At 27.1% G+C, this 25821-nt stretch carries 18 protein-coding genes and 1 tRNA gene; 15 read left to right on the top strand and 4 right to left on the bottom strand.

The window, feature by feature from the left end; genetic code table 4:
* Positions 1-13: 13 nt before the first annotated feature.
* Positions 14-403 carry a hypothetical protein gene (locus tag FOY43_RS01655; RefSeq protein ID WP_146308833.1) on the bottom strand — a complete coding sequence of 130 codons (390 nt, stop codon included), beginning with the start codon at positions 401-403 and terminating at the stop codon, positions 14-16.
* 1237 nt (positions 404-1640) lie between these two features.
* On the opposite strand from FOY43_RS01655, the gene FOY43_RS01650 reads away from it, so the two are divergent.
* The 11 genes from FOY43_RS01650 (at position 1641) to FOY43_RS01600 (ending at position 16738) form a co-directional block, all read left to right on the top strand.
* The gene (locus tag FOY43_RS01650; protein ID WP_146308832.1) at positions 1641-1880 is read left to right on the top strand and encodes a YneF family protein; all 240 of its coding nucleotides are present in this window, start codon (positions 1641-1643) and stop codon (positions 1878-1880) included.
* Between the two features lie 92 nt (positions 1881-1972).
* On the top strand, positions 1973-2458 hold the full coding sequence (locus FOY43_RS01645) for an MAG0490 family ComEA-like DNA-binding protein (protein ID WP_146308831.1): 486 nt from the start codon (positions 1973-1975) through the stop codon (positions 2456-2458).
* 182 nt (positions 2459-2640) lie between these two features.
* The gene (locus tag FOY43_RS01640; RefSeq protein WP_162847759.1) at positions 2641-3744 is read left to right on the top strand and encodes an MAG0480 family ComEC-like protein; all 1104 of its coding nucleotides are present in this window, start codon (positions 2641-2643) and stop codon (positions 3742-3744) included.
* 65 nt (positions 3745-3809) lie between these two features.
* Positions 3810-4748, top strand: coding sequence for a DNA polymerase III subunit delta (gene holA / locus FOY43_RS01635; protein ID WP_146308829.1), 939 nt, complete (start codon positions 3810-3812; stop codon positions 4746-4748).
* Positions 4696-6090, top strand: a complete 1395-nt coding sequence (locus FOY43_RS01630; protein ID WP_146308828.1) for a hypothetical protein — start codon at positions 4696-4698, stop codon at positions 6088-6090. The genes holA and FOY43_RS01630 overlap by 53 nt, the downstream gene beginning before the upstream one ends.
* Before the next feature lie 191 nt (positions 6091-6281).
* The gene (gene rplJ, locus FOY43_RS01625) at positions 6282-6779 is read left to right on the top strand and encodes a 50S ribosomal protein L10 (RefSeq protein WP_146308827.1); all 498 of its coding nucleotides are present in this window, start codon (positions 6282-6284) and stop codon (positions 6777-6779) included.
* A 36-nt stretch (positions 6780-6815) separates the two neighbouring features.
* Entirely contained in the window at positions 6816-7184 is a 369-nt protein-coding gene (gene rplL / locus FOY43_RS01620) for a 50S ribosomal protein L7/L12 (protein ID WP_146308826.1), read from the top strand.
* A gap of 330 nt (positions 7185-7514) precedes the next feature.
* Positions 7515-11114, top strand: a complete 3600-nt coding sequence (locus FOY43_RS01615; protein ID WP_146308825.1) for a DNA-directed RNA polymerase subunit beta — start codon at positions 7515-7517, stop codon at positions 11112-11114.
* Positions 11107-15534 carry a DNA-directed RNA polymerase subunit beta' gene (locus FOY43_RS01610; protein WP_146308824.1) on the top strand — a complete coding sequence of 1476 codons (4428 nt, stop codon included), beginning with the start codon at positions 11107-11109 and terminating at the stop codon, positions 15532-15534. Before FOY43_RS01615 ends, FOY43_RS01610 begins: the two co-directional genes overlap by 8 nt.
* A gap of 186 nt (positions 15535-15720) precedes the next feature.
* Positions 15721-16053 (top strand): hypothetical protein, encoded by a 333-nt coding sequence (locus tag FOY43_RS01605; RefSeq protein ID WP_146308823.1) that lies wholly within the window; start codon positions 15721-15723, stop codon positions 16051-16053.
* Positions 16054-16177: 124 nt separating this feature from the next.
* A complete protein-coding gene (locus tag FOY43_RS01600) occupies positions 16178-16738 on the top strand; it encodes a UpaP162 family type II restriction enzyme (RefSeq protein WP_146308822.1) in 561 nt (186 codons plus the stop codon).
* A gap of 113 nt (positions 16739-16851) precedes the next feature.
* On the opposite strand, the gene FOY43_RS01595 is transcribed toward FOY43_RS01600, so the two are convergent.
* Positions 16852-18060, bottom strand: a complete 1209-nt coding sequence (locus FOY43_RS01595; RefSeq protein WP_146308596.1) for an IS30 family transposase — start codon at positions 18058-18060, stop codon at positions 16852-16854.
* 80 nt (positions 18061-18140) lie between these two features.
* Here FOY43_RS01595 and FOY43_RS03870 point away from each other — a divergent pair, with 80 nt between their 5' ends.
* Positions 18141-18314 carry a hypothetical protein gene (locus tag FOY43_RS03870; RefSeq protein ID WP_162847758.1) on the top strand — a complete coding sequence of 58 codons (174 nt, stop codon included), beginning with the start codon at positions 18141-18143 and terminating at the stop codon, positions 18312-18314.
* Position 18315: 1 nt separating this feature from the next.
* On the opposite strand, the gene FOY43_RS01590 is transcribed toward FOY43_RS03870, so the two are convergent.
* The gene (locus FOY43_RS01590; RefSeq protein ID WP_146308820.1) at positions 18316-19299 is read right to left on the bottom strand and encodes a DNA cytosine methyltransferase; all 984 of its coding nucleotides are present in this window, start codon (positions 19297-19299) and stop codon (positions 18316-18318) included.
* A 14-nt stretch (positions 19300-19313) separates the two neighbouring features.
* On the bottom strand, positions 19314-19481 hold the full coding sequence (locus tag FOY43_RS03865; protein ID WP_162847757.1) for a hypothetical protein: 168 nt from the start codon (positions 19479-19481) through the stop codon (positions 19314-19316).
* 209 nt (positions 19482-19690) lie between these two features.
* Here FOY43_RS03865 and FOY43_RS01585 point away from each other — a divergent pair, with 209 nt between their 5' ends.
* From FOY43_RS01585 to FOY43_RS01575, 3 genes are all read left to right on the top strand, one after another.
* On the top strand, positions 19691-20188 hold the full coding sequence (locus FOY43_RS01585) for a dUTP diphosphatase (RefSeq protein WP_146308819.1): 498 nt from the start codon (positions 19691-19693) through the stop codon (positions 20186-20188).
* A 17-nt stretch (positions 20189-20205) separates the two neighbouring features.
* Positions 20206-20289: transfer RNA gene (locus FOY43_RS01580), tRNA-Leu, on the top strand.
* 131 nt (positions 20290-20420) lie between these two features.
* Positions 20421-25817 carry a PDxFFG protein gene (locus FOY43_RS01575; RefSeq protein WP_146308818.1) on the top strand — a complete coding sequence of 1799 codons (5397 nt, stop codon included), beginning with the start codon at positions 20421-20423 and terminating at the stop codon, positions 25815-25817.
* The last annotated feature ends 4 nt before the right edge of the window (positions 25818-25821 follow it).

Genomic DNA, 25821 nt, shown 5'->3' with positions numbered 1-25821 from the left:
AAACTTTGTGTTTTTATTCAACGGTTATTAGGTGTTTTAATTTTGCTATTTGATCTATAAATAAGTTTGAATCGTTGCTTTTAGTTAAATAACTTCACTGTTTAAAAGCGATATTTAAGTACATAGTATAAACTTCGTGATGATTTTTTGTATCTACATATTTATGAAGATTTAAGCACTCTGGAGTGTAAAAAACTAGAATTCTAAATATTTTAAGGGCTAAGTATTTTTTAGCGAAAATTTTTCATATTTTTGTAATTATACTTAAATCTTTTAATTTATATTTTCTACCCATTGTATTTCCGTAGATCAAATTAGTGTTGTTAAAGTCGCTAAAAATATTTTGTTTTACCAACATCTTTTTACTTAACTTAAATTCAGTAATTTTGATATTTTTAATCAATTTTTTATATTTTTTATCGAATATGAAAAGAACAATATTTGATAAAAATAACACAATAAAACAAAGCCAAACATTAAAGAAAAAATGTGAATGTTTTCAATATATATTATCAATGACAAATATGGTAACGATAATACTTAAAAATAGCACACCGAAGATAGCATAAAATATTATTATTGGTTTTAAGTAATCTGTTCGAAATTCATATTTAAAAAATATTTTTTTGTATTTTAGTTTTTTATTTAAATTAATCATTTTTGAATATGGAGTTAGAGCACAAGAAAAAATTATTACTATAAATAATGCTGTTATTATAGATGTAATTAATAAACCATAAAAGCTATTTAAATATAAATACATTTTTATCCTAAATTATCTGCCTTTGTTTTATTTGGCAGAGTTTTTATATATCATCCTTTTGTTTTATCATAAACTTTTGTAAGTCTAATTTTGTGAAGTTCATATTTGGTTTTTTCCATTACATCCTCCGCTTACCACGAATTGAATTATAGTTTTTTTAATTGAAAATCAATCAAGTTTCATAGAAATTTTTGATATATATTCTTCTATTTTTGAAATTTGATAGAGCAGTTCATATTTTTATTCAAATTGCATTATCTTAGTAAATTATTAGGTTGATATTAAATATAATCTTTGATTTTATTTGAATCTTTAATTGTAATGTTTGTGCATTAAGTTTTAGTAGCATTAACCAACCTATTAATCGTTTCATTTTGATTATATTCATTGTTTTTTGTACTTGATATTTCTCCTAAATTCAATCTTTTAACTAATTTAATTTTAATATTTTATTTATTATAAATCTATTAAAAATTTAGAGATGGTAAAAATTTCATATTACTAAATAACACATTTTTCATCAATATGAATTAGCATCTAGTTGACATTTTTTAATCTTAATTAAATTAACTTGTTAAACTCAATTATTTTTCAACTGTAAAGCACTTAAGATTTTAGATTTTAAGCTTATTTATTAAAATTGTTTTTGTGTAATTTGCTTAATATAAAGCTATTTAGAAGTCAAAAATATCAGATGGACTATAATTTAATAATGGGTGGTGGAAAAAATGTATGGAGAAATTATTCTCTACATTTTTGCCAGACCCAAATATTAACAATAAAACCTTAATATTTTTCCTGTTAGCTATAAATATATTAAGAAAACTAGTATAAATAAGTTATAATTAATATACATTCTAACAAAGAAAGGATATATATGGTACAGTTTGAAGTATGACAATTAGTGTTGATGATTGTTGGTACAATTATTGCAGCAGCCATCTTTACCGGAATAATAACATTTTTTGTTGTAAGACACATGTTTCAAAAACAAATTAAGGAAAACCCACCAATTACTGAAAAACAAATTAGAGTTATGTTTGCTCAAATGGGTAGAAAAGCATCTGAAGCACAAATTAGACAAGTGATGCGTTCAATGCAAAATGCTAAAGATTAACACAAAATAGGATTAATTCCTATTTTTATTTTATTTTTTCCTTTTTTAGTTCAACTAATTTTTTTATGACATAAATAAGTGTGAAACAAAAAATGAATATTTTTATAACTTTGATTTTTATTATTGTTAGTGGTGCGGTTGTCTACTATACTGTTTTTCCTAATTCTTTTATAGAAAGTAAAAAGACTGAAAATAAGCAAGAAATTTATACTTATAAACTTGAGGGGGCAGTTAAGTTTAATGAAATAAGTTCAGAAGTACAACTTACGTATAGAGAGTTATTTTTTAAGGCTAAAGTACTTTCTCAAGCAGATTTATCTAATATTAATTTAGAAGAAAAAGCACCAATAAATGTTTCTATTTTCATTCCATTTGAAAATTCAAAAATAACGTGAAATTCAATCAATAGTTTTCAAGATTTCTACTATCGTGGGATAACTAAAAAAATCTCAGAATTATTATGAGAATTTAAACAAAAAAATATTAATAAGAGGGTTTCTTGGGAAGATATCGCAAGTATAAGGGGTGTTGGGGTGACTACTTTGACAAAATTAAAAAAGTTTTTGATATTAGATTAAAAAGTTTGCTTTTAATAATTAACTTAATCATTTTCGTTAAGTTATTCTTTAGTTTTAACCTTTTATTATTATTCTGTATGGTTTTTATCTCTTTATTATTTATTAAAGAAAGAAAGTTATTTTTGGTTAATGTTATAAGTGTTTTATTATTATTTATATCACTATTAGTTTGAAAACATTTTGTGACAACCTATCAAAATGAGGTAGTTCAATCTGAAATAAAAATAATTTCTAAAAGTCAAAATTATTATTTAATTGAATATTCTAACAAGAGATATGTTCTTTTTAGAAATAGTTATGATTTTGATGTAGGAGATAAAATTTTATCTACATTTTCAATTAATAATTTTAATAATGAAAGTAAAAATTTTTGATATTCAAAATTTGTATTTGGATTTATAAAACTAAAAAATTATTCTAAAATTGAATTTGACTTAAGTTGAATTGAAAGATTTTTTAACTTAAATTTTTTCAACAGAGAATCATATAAAAACATGACCTTACCATTACTTTTTGGAAAATATGATAGTGATTCAAATATTTTAGATATTAGTCGAAGTTTAGGGATAGTACATTTGATAGTCATCAGTGGCTTCCATTTCAATATTATTTTTACTATCTTTAAAAAAATATTTGTAAGACTAAAATTCAATTTTGATGTTTATTTACCGCTGCTAATTTTAAGTATCTATTTTATTTTTGTTAACTTTTCTGTTTCGACTTTAAGAGCTTATATATACATAGTTTTAGTAAATTTTATTAACCTTGTGAAAATAAGAGAAAAAGATAAGTTCTATTTCGTTAATCAAAAATTATTTGTTGTTTTTATTACTTTATTAATTTCATTAATTATTAATCCGTTTTTTATTTTCACTATAAGTTTTTGATATTCGTATTTAATCACAATAGTGATTTTAGTTTTTAGAAGAATTGAAAAGACTAAGAAAAAGATTTTTTTGAATAAAATATCTATATTTTTCTATTGTTATTGTTTTTCATTATTAATTTCTTTAACTAATCAAAATAATTTTAATATTTTATCTATTTTGAATATTTTTATTTTTAGTTTTGTGATTGAATTTTCAATTATACTTAACTTAATATTTTGATTTATTCCGGACATTGTTGATTTTTACTATTTATTTTTTAAATTAATATTTAATTTTTTCAACATTGTTAATGTAACTTTGACTACGGATTTTCATTTAAACCTAAATTTAGTTTTATGTTTAATTTTTACTATTTTAATATCAAAATTAGTGATTAATAATTTGAATATAACCTAAAAAACTGTTGTTAAAATAAATTTTCAAATTTCTCTAAAGTCAAAATAAAAATTTATAATATAGATATGATTTATTGTATTTTTGGTGATGAGCCGTATTTTATAGAAAATGAATTAAACAAGTTAAAGAAGAAATTTTCTGATTCAAATATTTATAGATGAGACACTAATAATAGTTTTGAAGAATTATGTGAAATTCTTTCGTCTTTGAGTTTGTTTGAACAAAATAGATTGATAATTATCGAAGATTTTGAGGGTTTAGTATCAAAAAAAATTAGTAATGAAAAATTAGATTTAATTGTTGATTTATTGGATTCAAACCAAAATGATCAAATTATATTTGTAACAAATGATTCGAAATTAGAAAAAAATGTCTTAACCAATAAGATTCTTAATGAAGCGAAAATTATAGAGTCGAAAAAAATATCAAAAAAAGATTTACCAGGTTCAATTTTTAATTATATAAAACAAAAAGGTGGAACAATTTCTCAAGCTGATGCTGTAGTTTTGAGTGAGATATTACCTGACAATTTATCGATAATTATTAGTGAAATTGATAAGTTGCTTACAGAAAACAAAACTATAACCTCAGAAATGTTTAATTCAAGCATTCCAAAATACAATTTAAATAACATATTTGGATTTTCTAACTCATTAGAGTCATATAATTTCTCTGAAATTTGAAAAAATTATAAACAACAAATAGAAGAAGGTGTCGAACATTATACCCTTTTAATGCAAATAAATAGCATTTTTTCATTAGCTCATAAAGTTTACAGACTAAAGAAAATGGATTTCACAACAATGCAAATGTCCGGTTACTTGAAAATTCATGAATTTAGAATTAAAAAGGCCAACTCATTGTTCAATAAGTATGGATATAAAAAAACACTCAAAATAATTAAAGAAGTAGCAAAATTAGAAGAAAGAGTTATTTATAAAGGAGCGGAAATTGAAAAAGAATTTGAAACTTTCTTGATTAAACAGTTTGCAAAAATTGACTAACAAGAATAAAAAAACCGAATTTATTTCAAATCATAGAACATATATAGAACTAAACAAATTTATTTTTGATACATGTGACAAAAATATTATCAGAGAGTATTTAGTTTCATTTCTAAAAAATGTCAATATAATGGAAAATACTGCTTCGATTATTGTTTTCCCCAAATTAAATAATTTACTTAATTTTGAATATTCTAACAATCAAGAGCAAATTAAGAATAAAATTGAAATAATTAGAAATATAAAAATTTTTTGTAGAAAACTTATTTCTTCAGGATTAAAAGTTTATTTTAGTATTTCTGTCGATGAAATTTTTTCATTTGAAAAAAGAATATCTAGAATTTTAGAATATGCTGAATTAAATTCTAATTCAATCGATTCAAGTAATTTCTGATATCAAAAAAACAACTCAGAAACTAAAGAAAATTTAATTGATTTTATTAAAACACAAAGCTTCACACTTAAAATCTCTAAAAATGGACAAAGTTATTTTAAAGAATCACTAATAAAAATAGTAGGGTATTTAAAAACTTCTTTTATGGCAAGTGGTTTTGTAATAAATGATCTTTATAAGGTATTCAGCAAAAACACAGAACAAGAACCACATAGTTTTATTGAAGAAATAAACCATATTTTTGGTGTTATCAAACAAAAACACAACGTTAATTTTGTAATAAAGGATAATTTTAGCAATAAAGAGTTTTTTAACTTAATGTTAGATTTAACATATTTCGATGATTATTTTTATGATTTGTCAAACTTTGAAAAAGTTGAAGATCTTATGAATAATATTGAATCATTATATTTAAACAAAATATCATTTGTTTTAAATGATGACTTAATTAATAATCGATTTAATAATTTCTCAGATTCCAAGTTTTATAAGATAGAAATAATTAAGTGCTTTTTATCTCTTCAAGCATTGATGTCACAATCAATTTATAATGTTTATATCCCTAATCTAGAAAAATATAGTCAAAATTCATTAAAAGTTTTTGAAAAATTAAATATAAAAACTGATTCTTATCTGAATAATGTAGATTTAGAAAAAACATTCTTTACACAAATTTTAGTTTTAAGTAATTTTTATTTCAAATTAAAATTAATTATTTCAAGCGAAATAAAAATGAAAATCCAGTCTCCCATTACTGAAAAAGTCTTTATATATAAAATTACAACTGATGATGAAACCTACTATTTTGTTTTTAATCCATATATTTCGACTAAAAAATTTACAATTAAAGATGATTTAAAAATAATTTATACCAGTGGAATTTCATATTTTAGTGATGTAATAAGACCATTTCATTTTGAAATTTATGTAAAAAACAACCATAATTAAGAATAGTTAACTAACTTTAGATTTAAGAAAATTCAAGCTATAAAAAAGTTTGGGTTTTTTATATTTTATATTATAATAAATTAGCAATACATCAAGACAGTAACGGCATAGCTTAAAAATGTTACCGAGTGTATATCATTTATAATCTTTATCTTAATGTGTTGCTTATATATATTATGAAAGGAGATTGTATGGCTGAATCAAAATTAAGAATTGCAAAAAGACAAGTTGTTAACGAAATTAAAGATAAAATTAATGCATCTCAAGCAATTGCTTTTGCAGAATACCGTGGATTAACTGTTGAAGAACTTCTTAACCTAAGAAGAGAAGCTAAAAAAGTTGGTGTTGAAATTAAAGTTTACAAGAACCGTTTATTTAAATTGGCTGTTGAAGATTTAGGAATCAATGGACTTGAAAATCACCTTGTAGGACCAAACATTTTTGCTTTTTCACACAATGATGCTATGTCAGCAGCAAAATTATTAGTTAACTTTGCTAAAGATAACAAAATTATGGTTATCAAAGCTGGTACATACGAAGGTAAAGCTATTGATGCTAAAGGTGTTAATGATGTTGCTACATTACCAAGCTACGAAGAAGCACTCGGAATTCTTGCTCGTTCAATGATGGCACCATTACAACAAGTATCTCTTTCACTTAAATTAATTAGTGAAGGTAAATCAGAATAATAAAATAATTAAAATATTAAGAAAGGAAATAATATTATGGCTAAATTAACAAGAGAATCATTCATCGAATCATTAAAAGAAATGACAATTAAAGAAATTATGGAATTAGTAGACGCAATGAAAGAAGAATTTGGAATTGACCCAACTGCTGCTGTTGCTGTTGCTGCTGGTCCTGTTGCAGCTGCTGAAGAAGAAAAATCAGAAGTTACAGTTACATTAAAATCAGCTTCTAACAAAGTTGCTGTTATTAAAGTAGTTAAAGACCTTTTAGGAGTAGGATTAATGGATGCTAAAAAATTAGTAGACTCTGCTCCAGTTGCTATTAAAGAAAACATTAAACCAGAAGAAGCTGAACAAATTAAAGCTGCTTTAGTTGAAGCTGGTGCTGAAGTATCAATCGACTAATTATTGTCATAAAATGATTGAAAGCCTTAATGGCTTTTTTATTTATCTTTATAAGTTTTGTGTAATTATGTGTAAAATAAGAAAATCAATAACTAAATTTAAGATTAAAAATCAAAAGTTTTCAGAATTATTTTTCATTAAATCACTAACGAAATTGTTATTTTTAACAAAAAATAATGTTGAAAAACTACTTAAAAATAGGTAAAAACACAATAAATTTTTACTTTAAAAAAAATGCTTTTTTGGTATCATTTATATGCTTTATATGTATTTTAAAAATAAAGTATTTTTTAATACTTTTTTAATACATTTTGATTATAAGGAGCGAAGATGGATCAAAATTACAGAATTAGTACATTCGGAAAAAATACTCAAAGAAGAGATTACTCAGTAACTAAGCATTCTCTTCCAGTTTTTAATATCTTATCAACTAGCAAAGATAGTTTTGATAATTTCTTAAAAAATAACATCGAAGAGGCTTTATTAGAACATTATCCAATTGAAGCCGCTGACAAAAAAGTTAAACTTGATTATGTAAAGAAGAGTTTAAGAATTGCATATCCTTACAAAAAAATTACCAGTGAAGGTGAAGAAATTAGAAAATGTAAAGCTAAAGGGATAAATTTCTCTGCTAAAGTTTATGCAACTTTAAAGCGTGAAATTACAAGTACAGGAGAAGTTAAAGAAGATGAAGTTCTTCTTGGAGAAATCCCTTTAATGACAAGTGGCGGAAGCTTTATCATTAACGGTTCTGAGAAAGTTGTTGTTAGTCAGTTGATTAGATCGCCTGGTGCGTACTTCGGAAGAGGTGTTCGTAACAAGCAATCTGATGACCTTTTTAACAAATTAGAAATTTTACCTAGAATTGGATCATGAGTTGAAGTTTCGCACAAAATTACTTCATCTAATGTTGACACAGTAAAAATTAAAATAGACAAAAATAAAAACGTGGCTTTATCAACCTTCTTAGTGGCTTTAGGTATTATGCCTGAAACAATTAAAAAATTATTCGGAACAAGTGATGAATTGTTAGAAACACTTAACAGAGATAAGTTAATTAATACACCTGAAATCAGTGATGAAGAAATGATTGATATGTGTCAAGAAGAATTATTCAGATGATTAAGAAAAGGTGACCGTATTTCTGTTGATGCTAAAAAATCATTAATTCCAAACATTTTATTTGATAAGAAACGTTACAACCTTTCAGCAACAGGTCGTTATATGTTAAACAACAAATTGAGTGTTGTTGACCGTATTGTTGGAACATATTTAGCTGAAGATCTTAAAGCTAAAAGTGGTGAAGTGTTATTTACTAAGGGAACACTTATTACACATGAAATAGCTTTAGAAATTAATAAATCATTCAAAGAGAAAATTTTAGCTATGGATTATATTGAAAATGTTAATCCAGAATTGGTTTACTATAACTTAATCACTCCTCAAACTAAGAGTTTAGCTAAAAGAATCAAAATTTCTAAAGTAAAAGTATACCCAAATAGAAAAAGTTTAGAAGATGAAAGTATTGAACCAATTTTAGTTATTGGTAATGATCAACGTTCTGATGAACAACATTTATTAATTTCTGATATTGTTGCTGCCATCAGTTACTACTTTAACTTAATTGATGGAATAGGTACTGATGATGATCCTGATTCAATGGTAAACAAAAGAATTGTTTCTGTAGGAGAATTATTAGCTAATCAATTAAATGTAGCATTATCAAAATTAGAAAAAACTACGCGTGAAAGAATGGGAGCTAAAGAACCTGAAAAAGTAACGGCGAAAAATGTTACAAATAATAAATTGATCACAAATCAAATGAAAACATTCTTTAACTCATCAAAACTTTCTCAATTCATGGATCAAATTAACCCTCTAGCTGAAGTGTCAAATAAACGTCGTGTTACTTCTCTTGGGCCTGGTGGTCTTAACCGTGATACTGCTCAATTCGAAGTTCGTGACGTTCATTCAACTCACTATGGAAGAATTTGTCCTATCGAAACTCCAGAAGGACCAAACATTGGACTTATTTTAAACTACGCAACATATGCAAAAGTAAATGAAATGGGATTCTTACAAACTCCTTATTTTAAAGTTAATAATGGTGTTATTGATTATAATGATGTTAGATATTTAACAGCTTCTGAAGAAATTGGATATAAATTCTCTCAATCATCAGTAACTGTTGATGAAAACAACAGAATTGTTGATGAATTAATCACAATTAGACATAATTATAACTATGTTATTGATAAACCAAGTGAAGTAGATTTTATTGAGGTTTCGTCAAAACAAATGGTTTCGGTAGCTGCTGGTGCAATTCCTTTCTTAGAAAATGACGATGCTAACCGTGCTCTTATGGGTTCTAACATGCAACGTCAAGCAGTTCCCCTTCTTCAAGCTGAAGCTCCTTATGTTGCAACAGGTATTGAAGGAGATATTGCTAAATATTCAGCATACAACTTAGTGGCTAAAAATGCTGGTGAGGTTGTTTATGTTGACTCACAAAAAATTCACATTAAAAATGATAAAGGAACAACTGATAAATACGTTTTAAGAAACTTTGAAAGATCAAATCAAGGTACAGTTATTAACCAAATTCCAATTGTAAAACTTGGTGATAAAGTTGAAGAAGGTGAATTAATCGTTGATGGTTCATCGTTCAAAAACGGAGAATTAGCTTTAGGTAAAAACGTTTTAGTTGCTTTTACAACTTGAAACGGATATAACTACGAAGATGCTATCATCTTAAATGAAAAGCTTGTTAAGGATGATGTTTATACTTCTATTCATATTGAAGAACAAACAATTCAATTCAGAAATAGTAAAGCTGGTGATGATAAATTAACAGCTTCAATTCCAAACGTTTCAAAATATTCATTAAGAAACTTAGATGAAAATGGAATTGTTAGAGTTGGTTCTGAAGTAGTTCCTGGTGATGTTCTAGTAGGTCGTGTAAGCCCTAAAGGTGAAGAAAATCCAACTCAGGAAGAAAAATTATTGATGGCAATCCTACAACAAAGACCTTCAAGTGATAGAGACACATCACTAAAAGTTAAAAACGGTCACAATGGTACAGTTATAGGTGTTGAAGTATTAAGTAGAGAACTTGGTGATGTTCTTGAAGATGGTATTGACAAGATTGTTAAAGTTTCTATTGCTCAAAAGAGAAAAATTAAAGTTGGTGATAAGATGGCTGGACGTCATGGTAACAAAGGGGTTATCTCTATTGTTTTACCTGAAGAAGATATGCCACACCTTGAAGATGGTACACCAGTAGATATCATGCTTAACCCTCAAGGGGTGCCATCTCGTATGAATATTGGTCAAGTTCTTGAACTTCACCTTGGAATGGCTGCTCGTAAACTTGGTGTAAAATTCGTTACTCCTTCATTTGATGGTGTTAAAAAACAAGATATCGAAAACGCTCTTGAAGAAGCCGGACTTCCAAAAACAGGAAAACAAATTTTAATTGATCCAGTTACAGGTGAAAAATTTGACAACCCAGTTTCTGTTGGAGTTATGTACATGCTTAAACTTAACCACATGATCGACGATAAGATGCACGGTCGTAGTGTTGGTCCTTACTCATTAATTACACAACAACCACTTGGAGGAAAAAGTCAAAACGGGGGTCAAAGATTTGGAGAAATGGAAACATGAGCTATTGAAGCTTATGGTGCAACAAATGTTCTACAAGAAATCTTGACTTACAAATCTGATGATATTCAAGGAAGAAACTTACTTTATAGTGCTTTAGCTAGTGGTAGAGAATTACCTAAACCAGGTACACCTGAATCATTTAATGTTCTTAGCTATGAACTTAGAGGTTTAGGAATGAAATTAACTCTTAAAGAGAAAAATAACGAGGAAGAAGATGATGATATCTTCCAATACCTAGAATCAGGAGAGGTAGATAATGAATAATTTTGAAGAATCTAAAAAAATTGAAAAAATCATTCTTAGTCTTGCAACAGACGAAGATGTTTTAGAATGATCAAATGGTGAAGTTACTAAACCTGAAACAATTAACTATAAATCTTATAAACCTGAAAGAGATGGTCTTTTTGATGAATTAATTTTTGGTCCTACAACTGACTATAAATGTCCAATTTGTAATACTAAATATAAAAGAAGTGATGAAAATAGTGTTTGTTCAAAAACTACTGCATGTGAAAAATACAAACCAAAAATTATTCCAAAAATTACACGTAGAAGTAGAATGGGACACATTCACTTACACAATCCAGTTGTGCACTTTTGATTCTTCAAAATTGACCACTCAATCATTTCTAAATTATTAGGTCTTAAAGTAAGTGACACAAATAAAGTTGTTACTAAAGCAGATCTAGAAAAACTTATTTACTATAAATCACATATCGTTCTTGAAGACGGTGGGCTTAAAGCACTTAAGAAAAATACAATTATCGACATCAATGAGGCTGCAAGTATTTATGAATCTGTTCTTCATGAAATGCTTGATATGTATCCAAAAGATTCTGAAGAGTATGAAGATATCGCTCTTGCATTAAGCGAATTACGTCAATATGCTGCTTCACAAATGGGTAAAGATTATGGTATTGACTTCTACGAATACAATGATATTATTCATGAATATTCTAATGCTAAAATCGGTACAGGTTCTCAAGCTATTGAATATCTTTTAACTCACATTGACTTAGAAGAAGAAGCTAGAAAAGTAAGTGAAGAAATTGAATTAATTAACAACAGCATTCCAGCTGGTGAAAGTTTAACTGGAACTAAAGTTCAAGAAAGAACTAAGTTATATAAAAGACTTACAATCATCAATTCATTCATAAAATCAGGTCAAAAATTAACAAGTATGTTAATTTATAACTTACCAGTTATTCCTGCTGATTTACGTCCTCTTGTTCAACTTGATGGTGGACGTCATTCGACAAGTGATATTAATGAACTTTACCGTCGTATTATTATTAGAAATAATCGTTTAGAAAAATGAAATGCTTCTGATGCTCCTATGTTGATTAAACAAAATGAGTATCGTATGATTCAAGAAGCTGTTGATGCTTTAATTGACAACGCTAGAAAAAAACCTAGTCCTGTCGTTTCTAAAGATTCAAGACCTCTTAAATCTATTAGTGATGCCATTACAGGTAAAAAAGGTCGTTTCCGTCAAAACTTACTTGGAAAACGTGTTGACTACTCAGGACGTAGTGTTATCGTCGTTGGTCCTACTCTTAAAATGCACCAAGTTGGTATTCCTAGAGAAATGGCTGCTAAATTATTCGAACCATGAGTAATTAAAGAAATAATAAAATCTAATGAAGGAATTAACTCAATTAAAGCTGCTAAAAAGAAAGTTGAATCACTTGATCCAATGATTTGACCATATGTTGAAAGAGCTATTGAAGGTAGACCAGTTCTTCTTAACCGTGCTCCTACACTTCACCGTCTTTCAATTCAAGCTTTTGAACCAGTTTTAATTAGAGGAAAAGCTATAAGATTACACCCACTTGTAACTACAGCTTTCAACGCCGACTTCGACGGGGACCAAATGGCTGTTCACGTTCCTATTTCTGATGAAGCGGTTCGTGAAGCGCGTGAATTAATGCTTGCTTCAAAAAACATTCTTGGTCCTAAAGATGGTGAACCTATCATCAACCCATCTCAAGATATTATTCTTGGGTTGTACTACTTAACATTAGAAAAAGAAAACGCTAAGGGTGAAGGTACGTATTATTCATCAATGAACGATATGTTAAATGCTTATGAGCGTGGTTATATTACTCTACACACTAGGGTTGTTTTACCAATTAAGGAAGTCAATAAAGATCAATTACAACTTAATCCTAATAAAAAATATGTAATTTCTACACCAGGTAAATTCATTCTTAATAATGCTTTCCCATCAGATTTTGAATTTATTTTTGGTAAAAGAGTAACTAAAAAAGTTACAACAGATTCTAATGGTGAAGTTAAAGTATCTGAAAGTGAAAAGATTCACACAAGTTTAAATAATGTTGATGAATATACCTTACCTTACGAGGTGAATTTTGTTGAATACATCAAAAACTTACCAACTAATACCGCTTTATCTAAAAAGGATATTGCAAAAATTGTACGTAAAGTATATGAAAAATATGTTGCTATTGTAACAATGGAAGACATTGCAAGTGTAATTAATGAAGTAAATAGAGAAAATTACAAAGATTTATTTACTAAATGTGCTGAATTATATGACTATAAAAACGAAGCAATTAATCAAGTTCACGCAAATACAATTGCTAAGTTAATCAAAAAACATTTTGCAGAAATTGATGTTATTACAACTAGAAAAAATAAAGGTCAACTTAAAGAATGAACGGTGTCTAATTATACTGAATTGCTTGAAAAAGTTTGATTTGATTACACAAATAAAGTAGCTAAAATTCTTGATAAAATTAAAGATTTAGGTTTCTTCTACTCAACTAAATCTGGTACAACAATTTCAATGAACGACGTTACAACAGTACCATCAACAAAGGAAAAAATAAAAGATGGTGAAATTTATGCTAACCAACTTAAAGAGTACTTTGAAAAAGGATACTTAACTGATGATGAACGTTATACTTTAACAATTCAAAAATGATCTGAAGTTAAAGAAAGTATTGAAGCAGACTTAAAGGTAGTTACTAAGTCAGATATGAGTAACCCACTTTTCACAATGTTCCTTTCTGGAGCTCGTGGAAATATCTCTAACTTTGTTCAACTTGCTGGTATGCGTGGACTTATGAGTAACAATACCAAAGTTCTTAAAGCCGATGCTGCAAACGATCGTGTGGTACGTAGTACTATTGAAATTCCTGTTAAGTCAAGTTTCCTTGACGGTCTTACTGGTTATGAATTCTTCTCATCAACCCACGGGGCTCGTAAAGGACTTACCGATACTGCTCTTAACACTGCTAAATCTGGATACTTAACTCGTCGTTTAGTTGATGTTGCGCAAGGTATTGTTGTTAGAGAAGATGATTGTGGTTCGGACTTTGGTTTTGTTGTAAAGGACATAAAAGACACAAAAACTGATACAGTTATCGAATCTCTTACAGAAAGAATTGAAGGAAGATTCACTAACCGTTCAATTTATGATGAAAATGGTGAATTGATTATTGCTGCAAATACATTAATTACTCCAGAATTAGCCGAAAGAATTATTAATGATGCTAAAGTTACTGAAGTTGAAATTCGTTCTGTACTTTCATGTCATACACGTAATGGAGTATGTAAAAAATGTTTTGGTAAAGATATGGCTACAAATAGAATAGTAAATATTGGTGAAGCTGTTGGTGTTGTGGCTGCTCAAAGTATTGGTGAACCTGGTACACAACTTACTATGCGTACATTCCATACTGGAGGGGTTGCTGGGGTTGAAGATATTACTGGTGGATTTGGTCGTTTAATCGAATTAATCGATGCCTATGATTCACCTTGAGGTAGACCGGCGGTGATTTCAAAACACAATGGAATCGTAACTGGAATTAGTATTGCTAAAGATAAAGATGGTAGAGATACTGATGCATTATTAATTACTGTTGCACACAGAAATGGACACGAAACAATCAAAGAAACATATAATGCTAAAGTTTCACAAAAACTTAGAGTTGCTGTTGGAGATAGTGTTATTCCAGGCCAAAAACTTGTTGAAGGTCCAATTGTTTTAACAGAATTACTTGAAACTGTTGACACTAGAGCTGTTCAAAACTACTTACTTAAAGAAGTTCAAAGACTTTATAGACTTCAAGGTATTTCTATTTCAGATAAGTATATCGAAATCATTATTCGTCAAATGCTTTCTAAAGTTATGATCACTGACCCAGGAGATTCAAGCTTCTTTACAGGAAGTTTAATTGATACATTTGTATATCAAAGAGAAAATGGTCGTTTAATTTCTCAAGGTAAAAAACCAGCTTATGGTGAAGTTAAAATTCGCGGAGCAAAACAAACTCCTCTTCTTAGTGAATCTTTCTTAGCTGCTGCATCATACCAAGAAACAGCTAAAATCTTAGTTAACTCATCAATTTCACAAAGAGTTGATAACTTAGAAGGTCTTAAGGAAAATATTATTCTTGGACATAAAATTCCTGCGGGTACAAATATTAATTATGAAGCTAAAGGAAAATATGACATCCGTGATCCTAGATCATACTTCAAAGGAAAATATGATCCTACTAATGAAGATTTTAATGGTGTTGATATTGATGAAGATTTTGAAGATTTTGAAAACTTCAGTCCATACGATTCATCAGAAAATGATGAATATACAATTTCACTTGATGAAATTTATGACAATAATTCTGATGATGAAAATGAATACAATGATGATTATTAATAGAAAAATCAATCAATAATTGAGTCAACTTAGGTTGACTTTTTTATTTACTCATAATCAAATTATTTTTTAAAAAAGTAATAAAAACCATAAAAAATCATTAAAAAACTAATTTTTTTATAAAAAAATATATTATAATTATTTTGAAAGGGGATTATAAATAATCAATTATTTATAAGTTATATTATGAATTGTAAATGTGTTAAAGAAAATTCATCAAATGAATGCAAATCAACTTGCTCACAAAAAGGAACTTGTAGTAAAGAAAAAACATGTGCTAAATCAACAGAATTAAAATGTAAAGATGACTCATGTAAAAACAAAAAAGTTGAATGCTCATCAAAAAGTGATTGCAATATAAATTGTGATTTAAAAGAATGCTGTGACCCAAATCAAAATTGCAAATCATGTGATGAAAAATGCAAAGAAAAATGTGATTCTTTAAAAGATTGTGAAACTAATAAAGAATGTAAATGTAGTTACTGTGAATGTGATTCAACTAAAAGTTGCTTAAAATAGTAATAAATTATAAATTAAATTGAGTTTATGGTCATATCATAGACTCTTTTTTATTTAATGAATAATTTAATTTAAAACTTTAATAAATATGCTAATTACATATAATTATAAAAAGGATAAAGATATGAATAAATACTTACAAATACAAAAAGAATTTCAAAATGAAATTACAAAAATTATTAAAGAAATTTTTGATAATTACGATAATGTTTTAGAGTTAAAAATCGAAGAAGTCAATTTATTGCAAAGAGAAGATAATTGTGTTGAATCATCAACTGCATTAGGATTTTTAATAGAGGAATTTTTGGTAAACAAATTAATTACCAAAACAAAAGTTAATGAAGGTAATTATAATAAAATATTGGTTAAAAGGGATAGTCTTAAAAAGACTCAAAATTCTTCTTTTGATTTTTATTCTTATTTTAATCATCATTTATTTTTAGTAAACATAAAGTCAGTTCTTAAAAATAACGATGCTGTTGCTTCGATTAATCAACTACATAAGGATTATGTATTGAATTATAACGAAAACACAAAACATTTTATGTTATTAAAAATATTTTATACTATTCAAAAATCTAAAATTAAAATAAATAATATAAAATCTTTTTTTCTAGAAGAAGTAGATTTTTCTAAAGGTTATATGTCTTATGAAATAGAAAAGTCATTTAACAATGCATTTTAATCAAAGTCCTTGAAGTACGTTAGTGCTACGATTTATATAATTATAATGCTTTTTTATATAAAAAAGCACACCAAAAGAATCGGTCATGACCGATTTTAAAATTTTTAGTAAAATTATTGATTGATAAGTGTTAAATATTCATTAATTCTTTTGCTCATCACATAAATTTGTTTATTTGTGAATTTATCCATAGACACACCCTTAGGAATAAATCTTCTAATGTGTCTGTGGATATTTTCTATTGAACCTTTTTGGTATGAACAATATGCATCACATTTAAACAAATTGTTATTAGAAATAACTTCGTGCAAGCGCACGTTCTCGGAGCCGTTATCAACCGTTAATGTTGTTATTTTTATGGAATTAACTTTAATCATTTCAAGTAAAGCATCTTTCACTGCCTCAGAAGTTTTGCGTGATAATATTACATAAAGTTTTCTAGTTTTTCTATCTAATAAAGTTACCAAACAATTCTTATCCTTGCTTTGTCCAATCACAGTATCAAGTTCAAAATGACCTTCCTTTAATCTATGGTTGGCCTCATCAGGCCTTTGATGAATACTAACAGCATTTTTAAGAGAACTTTTTTGAACTTTTCTAGTTTTCTTGTGATATTTTCCTACAGAAAGAAAGAGCAAAATATCTATAGATAAATTAAACTCATTTGACTTTAAGCACTTGTATACAGTGCTAGGAGTAGGGCAGAAACTGTTAGGAAACATCTTCTTAAATTTATTAACAAGAGCTTTAGCTGAAACTTTGATTGCTCTTTTTGTAAAATCTTTATTGAATCTATTTTTCCTATAATAACTAACTTCAGATTTTCAAAATCTAATAAAATCTCTTCATTTATTTTTAATAGTCTTTGAATGAAGTCTTGTTCTTTTGGACTTATAAAGCATAAGATGTTCGGCAATTAATTGGAAATCAATATAGTTTACATAATTAATATATTGATCACAGTTGCGACAAACTTTTTTATATTTTTTGACAAAATCACCTTGATTTGTTGTTGAAATTTTCAATAACTTTTTAATGGTGTGTGTTTGAAATCCAATCACTTCTGAAACTTTAGAAAAATTCTTTCCTTCTTTGAATAATCTTAGGCATTCATTTAAATGAAGAATGTTCATTTGATTCGCTTTGAGTAATCTGTTATTTATAACTTTTGAATGAAGAATTCTGATTTCTTCTTCAGAATTTTTGATTAAATAGTGATTGTTTGGTAAATGTTTTTCTTTAGTTTTAATACACACAACTTTTTCAAGAGAATTTTTAATATTTGCTATAATCATATTGGTTCCTTTCTTATTTTTTTGCACTATAATTTTACTAAAAGGACCAAGAATATAAAACAGTCATGCAACAATTGTTGTATGACTGTTCTTTTTTACGAGGTTATATGTCTGATAATAGAAATTGGTCTGAAACATTTAACATAAATTCAGGAAGATTAAAAGTTTCTGAAAAATTTCTATTAGAAAATAAAACTCCAGATAATTTAATTTCCGAAGAAAGAACAAAACAATTGTTAGAAAATATTTATAAAAATATAATTGAAAAAATAAAAAAATAAGTTAAAAGAAATGTTTTTTAACTATTTTTGCTATTTCGAGAGAAAGTTTACAAGGAACAGCATTACCTATTTGTTTTAAAATTTCTGATTTGTTACCATAAAACAAAAAATCATCAGGGAAACTTTGTAATCTTGCTAGTTCTCTAGGGGTTAAAACTCTTGGTAATTCTGGATGTAAATGAACTCCACCATGATTTTCTTTAACTGTGAAAGATGGTTTCTCATAATCGAGTTTTCTTCATGCATCCGAAAAGTTTTTCATCGCACTTTTACCAATTTCAGTATTCCTTATCTTATCAATCATTTCTGGTGAATGTTTTGTAAAAATATGACTAAACACTTTATCTTCATCTTTATCTTTTAGATCGTATATTGCATCTCTAACAGTTACAATTTTTTCTTTGTAGTTAGACAAAGCATCAATTATTTTGTTTACTTTATCTTTATCTTTTAATTTTGCACCTACAAATATAACTCTTTCTCTTTTTTGTGGAACACCAAAATTAGAAGCGTCTAATAAAATATACTTTGAATAGTATCCTATATCCTCAAGTCTTTTTTTTATTTTCTCAATTACTTTAACACCGTCAATTTCTTTAAAAGATAGTATTCCCTTTACGTTTTCTAAACAAAAACATTTTGGTTGAACTTTATCTATAACATCTATTGTGTATTTATATAGTTGATTTCTAGGGTCTTCTTTATCTCTTTTACCTGCCATTGAAAAACCTTGACATGGGAAACCTCCTATAACAATATCTGTTAAGTTCCTTCATTTATTGTATAAATGATTTCTAACATTATCATCAGTAATGTCCAAAGGTTTTACATCAGTTTTGAAATTAATATTATATGTCTTGGTAGCGGGCTCTCAAAATTCTATTGTTTCAATTGGGTTGAATTCATTTTTGTAAAATCCATATGTTAAACCACCAGCACCAGCAAAAAGATCAATCATTTTTAATTTATCATTATTTTTATTCATAATCACCTCAATTTTTATTTTTCTTTATAGTATTCTCATAATATTGTATCTACAATTTTTGATTTTGTGATATTGTATTTTTTTGAATCATTTTCAATTTTTTTAACCAATGAACCCCTTATAGAGAAATGTACTGAAACTGTTAAGTCCTTTTCTTGCTTTTTGAATAAATTTTTCTTCATAATACCCTTTAGAATAATTATAGCATAATTATGCTATATTATATAAATTTAAACCTATTTATTCATAATAAGATTTATTTTTTGTAAATTACAAATAATTTGCATAACTTAAAAAATTATTAAATTACATAATTAATAATTCTTAAACTTTAGGTATTTACAGTCGTATAACTTATTCATACTTTATTTATTTTGTGTATAATTAGTTCATGAATTTTAGTGATATATTTAATAAGCAATTGGAATTAGACAAAAAGTTAACTTTAAAAGCTTTTGAATTAAACCCTAATTTTAGTAAAGTTGATCTTGAAAAAAGAAAATTAATTGCTTTGCATGTTGAACTAGGTGAGTTTGCTAACGAAATTGAAACATTTAAATATTGAAAGAAAACAAGAAATTTAAATATAGATTTCATTTATGAGGAATTTGCAGATTTAATACATTTTTTAGTTTCGTTTGGTAATGATTATAACTTACCTACTTCGATTAACCCAATAGTCATTAGTGACGATATAAATGAACAATTAATAGCAACTTTCAATGCTATTTCTGATGCTACAAAACAGTTAGATAAGGAAAAAATATTGATTATATTCGAATTAGTTTTGGGTCTTGCAAAACTTTATGGTTTAGAAGAAGATGAAATAGTTAAATGATATGAGATTAAAAATGAAAAAAACCATCAAAGAATAAAATCGAATTATTAGTGTATAATAATACAAATGCCTAAGTGGTGGAATGGTAGACGCTGTGGACTCAAAATCCACTGGAGAAATCCGTGCAGGTTCAAGTCCTGTCTTAGGCACCAGAAACGCAATTGCGTTTTTTATTTTTAAATTTCAAACAATGAAAAAATTTTTTTATTACTATGCATATATAGTTTTTTTACTATAATTTAAAATAAAATACTTAAATAAAAGTAAAAAGAGAAGGAAATATATGAGTAAAAGAAGAAAAACTATTTCATTAAAGAAAAAAATTCTAACCTCATTTGGAGTTTTATTTGCTGGTTCAGCAATTGCTATTTCTGGTATGTTCATTTATGCCAATAATTCTGATGAAGTTAACGGAACTTATTCAAGCATACCTAAGAATAAATTAATCAATGATTATTCATCATTCAGGGTTAATGGAGAGTTAAAACCCGAGTTAGCTATACTTGACCCGCTTAAAGAAAAGGTGGTTGCTAGAATAAGTGAAGATTATAACGAATTTTGATTTGAATCTAATGTTGACAAGAAATATACTTTTAATGAATTTTTCAATGTTTACTATCAGATTTACAATGAAAGTTTTACATTAGAAGTTAAATATGGAAGTTTTAGTTTTTACGATGAGTATGTTTTAGCGGTAAACCCAAAGCAATTTATTGAATTTACTAAATGATTTATTGACAATGTTTCATGAGGTCCTGACTTATTAACTCTAGATTCTTTTAGAATTGTTCCTGGTGTTGAACAAAACGGTAATGCTATAACACTTGGTTCACATTCAACACTTCATAAAGAATCGAGTGAAATTAAATTCTTCCCTGATGCTTTCTTTGGTTCGATGCCAATATATTCAATTCTTAGTGGTTCGGGAAATGCTAATGATTCTTTAACTTACTCAACTTTTAGTAACCCAGAATCTTTGGATAAAGTAAACGAATTTTTATCAAATATTCCCTTAGCTACTTCAATTAAAAATGCAAGAGAAGGACTAATAAATAGTTCTTCGTATTTAGGTGTAACCATTCCAGAAAGATTAATTGGTAAAGAATTTTTAGTAATGCCTTCTAAAAACTCAAAACCTAATGACTTTGACAATGTTAAATCATTGAGCGATTTTATTGTTATTGATTCAAATATTTCTGAACAAGAATTCAAAGATATGATTATTAAATTAGAACAGACTGATTCAACTGTTTCAAATATCACTAAAGAAAATTTCAAATTAATGACTGTTAAAGAAGTTTCAGTCGTTAATGATAAAGTTGAAGCATTAAACATAATTTTTGAAGACAAAAGTATTACTGATTCAAAGAGATTTTATCAATATACTCTTAAACCAGGTGTTTCGAATGACAAAAATATAATCTCTTATAATACTTTTAGAGATGTGGTTAATAACACTATTGAACATTTCTATGATTTTTATGATGTTCATGAATTTGAAAAAGAAACATTAACTATTTACACACCAATTGAAAATGGAGCAAAACTACAATTCTTTAGAAATAGAATTGAAGCCATTAATGCTTTAAAAGAATTTGCTGATTATAATAATTTGGATAGTGATTTTAAAAATAGAATTCAAAACTATAAACTTGAAGAAATAAGAATTGACAGAGATAGCAATAATTCAGCGCAAAAAATTAACTTTAAATTAATTTCAAATGATAATGAAACACGTTGAGTTATTTTTGATATTAATGATATTCAATCTAACAAAAGTGTTAAAGAACAATTTGACCAAATTAAATCCGCAATTGGTTATAACGGTTCAATTAATCCAATTGCTATAACTGCTTCTTCAGAAGATACCACTTTAGTTGATGAGAACGGAAATCCAGTTAAAGGTTTAGCAGCGAGAAAATTTCAAATCTACAATGAAGCTTATGCAGGACTTTTTGATGTCGTTGTCAAAAAATATCCACATTTATTGAAAGAAAAAAGTGGTCCACATGTTGTAAGAAAATTAAATGACAAAGGATATTTTGAATATACTATCAAGGATGGCATTTACAAAGGTTTTAGTGATCAAGATAGAATCGGTCTTCCATTACTTTTATCTGCTTCAATTCCTAATTATGAAGGAATTTCAACAGATTTCCTAAAATATGTTGCAACTCATGAATATGGACATCACTACACTCTTGAAAAAGGTCAAGCATGAGATACACCAAATAACGCTGTTTTAATTGGTGGTCTTTCAACTCGTGGAGGTGCTTCAGATTCTTCGTATTATTCAGCTATAGCTCTTAGAAATTACTTATATGCTAGAACAAATCTTGATTTTGATAGAATCAACACTTCTGGTATAGTGAGTGAAGCAGGAGAATTCACAAGATTCAAATTCATCAAATCTGATGGAACTGTTGCTATTGAAAGTTACGCAGACGTTTGAGGAACGAATAAACAAAATGATGAAGTAGGCAATGTAATTGATAATCCTGAAAGACGTTTTTTACAAACTTTTGATGGAATGAAAAAAGCTGCTGAATTAAGAGGTGTTAGTTTAGGTGATTTATTTATCGCTAATTCTTTTGACTCAGACTCCGGTACATTAAACCCTTATATCGAAGGTGAAGCTAAAGTTTTTGTTAAAGAAATTGATGAGAATGGTAATGCCATTTTAAAAGCAGGTAGTGTTCAAGCTTCAAATATTGCTAAATATATTACTGATGGTATGGGAAATTCACTTGAAAATGTTCTTGAAGTTGATGAAAAGAATAATACAATTTCAATTAAAGTTGTTGATTGATTAAATAATGATCCTAAAACTAAAATTATTACAAAAGTTAACTTACTTAATTCCGATAAAACACCTGCTATTTCAGTTCCTTTAAATGAAGAATTAACTAGTGATGAAGTTGCTGAAGTGAATGCTTTAATTTCTGAAATTACAAAAATTTTCCAACAATTAATTTACACAAGATACTATGAAAGTGGATGAAATAATGCAAATACTTCTCTTGGTGGAAAAACTGAAGTTTCGCTTAGAACTTTAAGTGGTGAATTTTCAAGCCCGGTTTACAAGAGAAACTTAGTTTACAGAAATCAATCATATGAATATGACCCAAGTACAAACTTCCTCGAACAAACTAATCAAGGTATAACAAGAAACACTTATCATAATTTAGCACTTAGTGGTGATATCTTTGAAGAAGCTATGAATATTTTCAAAAGTAGTAGAGAATCATCTCAATGAGGAAGTATTCACGAATCTTCAGGTGTTGGGGTTCGTTTAGCATTTGTTGAAAATTCAGGAAGTACATACAAAGTGAAATCTAAATATACAACTCCTTATGCTTCGGATTCAGAGTTTCTTAAAAGTTCATATGATGCAAATGCAAATATTTTAAATAATTTAAAAGATTTTGCTCAACGTACACCATATGGTAAATTTAGTTATTCTCTTCAAAGTAATTTAGCAAACTATTTTGGATTTAATGATAAATCAATTTTAACTAATAATCCAAATGCATTTGTTTCGTCAAAATTACTTTCTTATGTTGATTCTAATGGATATTTAGTTGCTGGAATTGACTATGAAGATATTTTTGCAAATAATCAAAGTAGTAAGTTACAAAATGTTGTAATTAATCCATTTAGTCGTGCATACTCAGGAATTATTGATAATCTTTTTGAATCATTCAATAAGCGTTATGTTAAAGAAGTTAAAAATAATAAAACTGAAAATAAAACTAAAAAGGCACTTACCTTTGATTCACTTGAAGAATTATTTGCCTTTGCTTCAATAGATTATAAAAAAGCTGTTAAAGTAATCAACGAAGATAAGAGTGTTTCGTATAACTGAGATATTAATTATGTAAAAACAAAATTTGACTTTGATATTTTTAAAAATGGATTACTCTCAACAAAAAATGAAAATAATGATCAAAAAATTGAAACAATTTTAAGTAGTGAACAAAATATTGCAAATGAATTAATGTATCGTTTTAGACACAGTAATTTATTCTTAAGTGTTGTTGATTTTAACCCTGCCACTGATTTAGTATCTCATGAAGCAATTTTTTCTAAAGAATATGGAATTGAAATTCTTGAACCTCAATTCATTGAAGGTTATGTAGAAAATAAAGAATTAATTGACGAAAAAACTAAATATAAATTTGATGTAGAAACTCTTCAAAAAGCTATTGCAGATTACATTACTAAAGTAACTGAGGATGCAAAATATTTAGTTAATGCTGATACTTGAGATTTATACACTTTTATTGGTAATAATATTTTCTTCAAAGATCTGGGAGTAGGTAATATTACTTATGATTCAATAGTAATGACTAGTTTTACTAATGGTACTCCAACAGTTGATGTAACTCAATATAATGCAACAAGAATTGAACCTTTATTAAATGACAAATTTACTGATTATATCTACTCATTAGCTGAAACTCTTACCCGTGATTATGTACAAACTACTTATATAACAAACACGAATAATTTTGGAAACTTACCAAGTTTCTTAAATGGAATTAATGAAGCTACCACTGGACTTGATTATGTTGTTGATGCAACTAAATTAAGTTTTTGAAATGATCGTCTTTTAGATCATGCTAAAACTAATAGAGCAATTTATGACGCGCTTATTTCTTCAAAACTTGATGATTATTACAACAATGAATTAGTAATCAAGATCTTTACAGAATATAATGCTAAATATTTAGAATATAAAGCTGAATGAGAACGCCTTAAAGAAGAAATAGCTAAATTCGAAAAAGAACATGAAGGACAATCATATTCAAGAGATCCTAAATATAAAGAGTTGAATAATCTTAAAGATGAATATGCATTTAAAATGGTTGCTATAATTGGAGAAAAATTTGAAAAAACTCAAGCTGTTCGTGATGAAATTATCAAAGATTTTAAAAATCCTGAAATTTTTAGTGGGCAAAAAATGTCTAGTGTTGAATCAAGAGAATCATCATATTTTGGTAACTTTATAAGTAAATCAAATGGTTTCTTTAAAGATAGATGACAAAAAGAAAAAATCGGAATGGAACTTTACGATGAAAATCTTGATGAAGTTATCGATGAAACAATTAGATTAAAAGACTTTAATGGTGAAAAAATTACAAGTAGACCTAAAGCTTTCTTTGTTTCACAATTAATGAACTATGGAGTTGGAAACAGAAATATCGCAGGTGTATTTAGAAATAAAGATTATGATGCAGTTGCTATGTATGGATTTATTGAAAATAAATATGCTGAAAAAATTAAGAAGATTAAATTCACTGATGTAAGCACTAAAGAAGTTAAATATGTTAATGTAAATATTAATTCGACAAACAATATTTTCTATTTACAAAAACAAAATGACGCTTCTTCAAAAGTAACTTTACATGATTTGGGTTACTCTTCGTGAATAACAGATTATGCAATTATGGCTAAATATAGAGATACATTATTATTACCAAAACACTCATATTACATGGAATTTGTGGATGAAAATAATGAAGTAGTATCTCAACTAAATCTTGGTGATATCAAAAGCTTATCTGAAAATGGTAAAGACTCTTCTCAAGCTCCAATTTACATTACAAACGAATTAAACAAAGATAAACAAAAAACAGGAAAAGTTGTGATTTCTGTAAATCACCAATTTAACATATAGGAGG

Source organism: Mycoplasma anserisalpingitidis (assembly GCF_007858495.1).
In the GTDB taxonomy this organism is placed as follows: Bacteria; Bacillota_I; Bacilli_A; order Mycoplasmatales; family Metamycoplasmataceae; genus Mycoplasmopsis; species Mycoplasmopsis anserisalpingitidis_A.
This window is presented reverse-complemented; position numbering and strand designations above follow the sequence as displayed.